At 60.4% G+C, this 4090-nt stretch carries 2 protein-coding genes and 2 pseudogenes; 2 read left to right on the top strand and 2 right to left on the bottom strand.

Going from position 1 to position 4090, the window contains the following annotated elements; genetic code table 11:
* Window positions 1-446 (bottom strand): annotated as a pseudogene (gene lexA / locus LG367_RS18030) (transcriptional repressor LexA); the annotation flags it as partial.
* Between the two features lie 458 nt (window positions 447-904).
* Between lexA and LG367_RS18025 the strand changes: the two are divergent.
* Window positions 905-1327, top strand: a complete 423-nt coding sequence (locus LG367_RS18025; RefSeq protein WP_226470654.1) for a hypothetical protein — start codon at window positions 905-907, stop codon at window positions 1325-1327.
* Here the strand turns inward: LG367_RS18025 and LG367_RS18020 are convergent.
* Window positions 1276-2874, bottom strand: a complete 1599-nt coding sequence (locus LG367_RS18020; protein ID WP_226470653.1) for an MASE1 domain-containing protein — start codon at window positions 2872-2874, stop codon at window positions 1276-1278. The two genes, LG367_RS18025 and LG367_RS18020, sit on opposite strands and share 52 nt — an antisense overlap.
* A 757-nt stretch (window positions 2875-3631) precedes the next feature.
* On the opposite strand from LG367_RS18020, the pseudogene LG367_RS18690 reads away from it, so the two are divergent.
* Window positions 3632-4090 (top strand): annotated as a pseudogene (locus tag LG367_RS18690) (hypothetical protein); the annotation flags it as partial.

Here is a 4090-nt window from a genome sequence, read left to right as displayed (position 1 = left end):
ATCGATGCGCGCCACCACTGTCTGGTCGTTGCGCGCCTCAGGCGTCCGGTGCACGCCCACCAGATCGCCATCGAGGATGCCATCCTCGATCATCGAATCGCCCTGCACCTTGAGCAGGTAGTCGGGCGTGGGCGAGAACAGCCGGCGATCCAGCCAGAGTTGCTCGTCCAGGCCAATGTCCGCACCGATCGGCTGGCCGGTGGCCACACGCCCCAGGACCGGCAGCGGCAGCACGGCCGGCCCGCCCGGCGCAGGCCGCGCTTTTTGGCCAGGATCAATTCCAGTAGGCCGTCGGCCACGAGCGCCTGTACGTGCTTCTGCGCGGCATTGCGTGAGGCGAAGCCAAAGGCGTTGGCGATCTCGGCCAGGCTAGGTGCTCGCCCGGCCGTCAGCTCGCGACGCAAAAAGGCCAGCACATTGGCGCGTTGTGGGGAGAGGGCGTCGATGGGCTTCGTGAGTATACATTTGTACACATTTTCGTCTCGGAAATCGAGATGGTTGTTCATGGTTATGAGTCTGGGCTCCTGATAGGGATTCGCTCGAAGAATGTGGGCATCATCGATTTTGATAGCAAGGCGCAGCGACTCCGGATCCAAAGCCTGAGATGCGGCATTGATCTCATGCCTTGCGATGGACAAACGTAGCGTTAGGCAACTGATATTGTTTCGGAGGGGATATGAAAAGAGAGAGTTGGATTCTTGCCAGGGCGTACTGGCCAGCTGCGTTTTTCTTGGCCTTGGCCAGGCACCAGCCCCGACCGGGGCTTGCACCCGAATGTGATAGCTTCGGTCCACTGGTCAGGGGCTGTCTCGGCGTCGGCCAAGGGCTGCAATCCGGTTCAACCCTCAGACGTGACAGGTGAGTTATGGCGAGGCTCCAGCAGAATCCGTTAGGTGTAGGGGTCATGGTTGCGCTTGTTTCGATGACAACCCCAGTGTTTGCAGCAGAGCCGTCCTGCGGCTGCCCGGAAGAAGGGCATACCCTCGTGAAGAGGGCGGTGACGGGGTTGGGGCGACCCATCCCGCCTGCGCAGGATCAGAGCCTGAGCGCCGCTTGGCGCGTCTACGAGCTGGAGCGCGATGGGGTTCTTCATCTTCAGGTCACTGACGCCACAGGAGTCGTGCGCTTCGTGGTCGGTCAAATCGGCACAACGGTCTGGAGGTTGCCGATGGGGTCCGATGTCGATCGCGTGTCCACGCCGCAGCGGCGTCTGCCAATTCCTGCTGGATCCGTGCGCACGGTGGTCTACCGTTCTCAGGATGTGGAAATCGTGGCCTACAATGGCGCGAACGGTGTGATGTGGGCCGTTGAAGAAACAGCCCCCTGACCGCAGCTCGCCGAGGTTTTGGCGGGTTCGCTGAGGACGATACGGATCGAATTGCGGCGGCATCGCACGGTGCCTCCGTAAGCGAGTGCGCGGCCGGCAAGGGCATCCAACGCGCGCACCGCAGTTTCGGCAGACAGCGGTGTCGACGGATCAAGCAGCGAGACGTTGACAGCGATGCCGCGCAGATCGCCACGCTTGCCGCTGTGGGCGCGGATCAGGACCGTGCCCGCCTCAAGTTCGAGCAGCAGGTTGACGGCATCGTGGATGCAGCGGTACGCCGCCAACTGCAGATCCAAGCCTAGCTGACAGGGATCGCCCGTCAGGTAGGGGGGGGCGACACGACCGGATTGATCCCAGGCCAATGCGATCGGGCCGGATTGCAATTCGACATAGAGGCCGAACTGCTTGATGCCGGAGGGCCGCGCCAGGCGCAGTTGCTCTCGCAGCAGTTGTGACTGGGTCACGCTGTTCCGCAGCAGGTCCATCGCGGCGTTGTGATGCCCTCGCTCCCTCAGCGACTGCACCGCCTGGCGCAGGGAGGCATCGATCTCCTCCCCGATAACCTCGATACGGGTCGCGCGATCCTGCAGGTCCCGTTCACCGGCAAGGACGCTGGACTTGATCAGCGCTTGGGCTCGCAGCTGTGTCAGCGACGCATCCCAGAATTTTCGATAGTAGAGCGAGATTGCGGTGCCGAAGGCCAGCATGGCGGTACCGGCCATCGCCAGCATCTGCTGAACGATGAAAGTGTCTGGATCATGCGATCCGAGCTGCCTCGTTTTGATCAGGGTCAGGCCGATGGCGAGGTTGACCGCAGAGATGCCGATGGCCGCGCCGCGCCAACCGTGCAAGCACGTCAGCAATATGGCCGGGAGCATCATCAGCACGCGCGCGCTATTGCTTTGGAGGGGATCGTCACGGGTGGAATGCACCAGCACGGTCAGCCCGGCGATGACCGTCAGTGCAACGACGGCGTCCCACCGCAGTTTGCGGGAGGGGTGGGAGAGTTTACGCTGCTGCCACAACAAGGCCAGTGGTGCCAGCATCAGGATGCCGAGGTAATCACCGATGATGTACTTGATGCTACGTTCCCATTGCCCCGTTGATGCGGTGGGGGGCATGAACAACTCGATGGTAAGGACGTTCAGGGCCGTCACCGAAATCGCAACAGCGACCGCGACGGAAAGAAACCAATACTCGCGAAGCATCGTGAAGCGGGGGCGATGCAAGTACACGATCGCCGCGACCATCGGCATGACTGTCGTAGTGGAGACGAGGTACCAGTCCAGGCCATTCCGCTCGATCGCGCCGTAACGCAGGTACAGCAGCCCCCCGGTTTCGCCGGCAATGAGGTAGGGCCAGTACCGGAATGGGAACAGGAGCAAGGCTGCAACGCGCAAACCGGCGGGCAGATACCATTGGTCGACGGACCAATCGCGCAGCGTCAGGAAGCCGACGGCATAGAGCAATGCAAGAAGGAGCCCAATGGGCCGGAAGCTCATCGTCCAGCGAAACTCCTTTTCGATCCAACAAAACCGTGTGGACATCAGCCCCCCTGGCCTCCAATAGTGGGTGAAAAGCGCATGAAGGCGGCGCGAAACTCCCACCGGCTTCTGAGCATTCCTTCCAGTCGCCGGCGGCGTCAAGTCGTCTTGCTCAGAGTGGGACGGTATCAGCGTTCCTGTTGATGACTTTCCACATCAATGAATGCGTCGGATGGACATTTGTCCATGCGCTTCTGCCAAGGGGCGGAGTCCCGGGCGGGGGATGCTACCCGCCAGCTTCAATGCTTCTCAGGATCTGAGCCTGCTTGCGCTTGCTTAGCGCCGAGAAGGCCAGGATCAGTCGGGCCAGGCCGGGTCGTCGGCATAGAAGTAGGCCGCGGGGGACGCCCAGGACCTTGGCGAGCGGTGTGGCGGTGACGGGATCCGGGGTGCTATGCCCCTGTTCGTAACGATTGATCTGGGGAGAGGCCACGAACTCGCCCAGGCCCGCCTGGATGCCCAGCCGCTACGTCGGCCTCGCGGTCGACGATTTAGCAGCGTCATTCTCCGCGCAGCGAACGGAGGACTTTCACTGCAAGGATGATTGCGTTATCTATCGGATAGCGATCATCCAGCTCTGTTGAGATCGAAAAAGTTTACGTTCAATGCGTCTAGTGTTGTGACGCAACAATTCGCGAATGATCCTTCCGGTAGGGAGGGGAACACCAAAATCAGTTTTCAGAGTATGTGGGCTACTGGAGCTTGTGGCGTTGGGTTCTCTTGACTCACATCTGATCTTAACTATTTGGGGGTAATTCTGATGAAACTGAAAACTAAAGAGTTGGTGATGGCTATCGGCATCGCTATTGCTGGTTCTGCTGCCCTTCTTACCGGCGTCGTTCCGCAGGTCGAAGGGTTTGTCCAAGGCGGGCAAGGTGGAAAAGCGGACTTAGAGGGTAAGCCAGGTATGCCGGCAGCTCACGCAGACGCTGTGTCAGAATTGCGTCACGTGAGCATTGCCACTGCGCATCACATCGATAAGCAAGAAACCATTGCGCGTGCGCAGTCGCTGTTGCGGCAGGAAAAGATCGCTGCAGCACAGACTGCCGGGGAAAAAGTCAGTGAGCGTGCTCTGGACGCCGAGCGCTATCGTCCGACTGATGTTGTAGTAGAGGCGGATGGAAGTGAACATGTGCGTATGGATCGCACGTATCGAGGCCTTCCGGTGATCGGCGGCGATCTGGTGGTGCATTCACGTGATGGGAAATTGTTGTCGTCG

Source organism: Luteimonas panaciterrae, assembly GCF_020511115.1.
In the GTDB taxonomy this organism is placed as follows: domain Bacteria; phylum Pseudomonadota; class Gammaproteobacteria; order Xanthomonadales; family Xanthomonadaceae; genus Luteimonas; species Luteimonas panaciterrae.
This window is presented reverse-complemented; position numbering and strand designations above follow the sequence as displayed.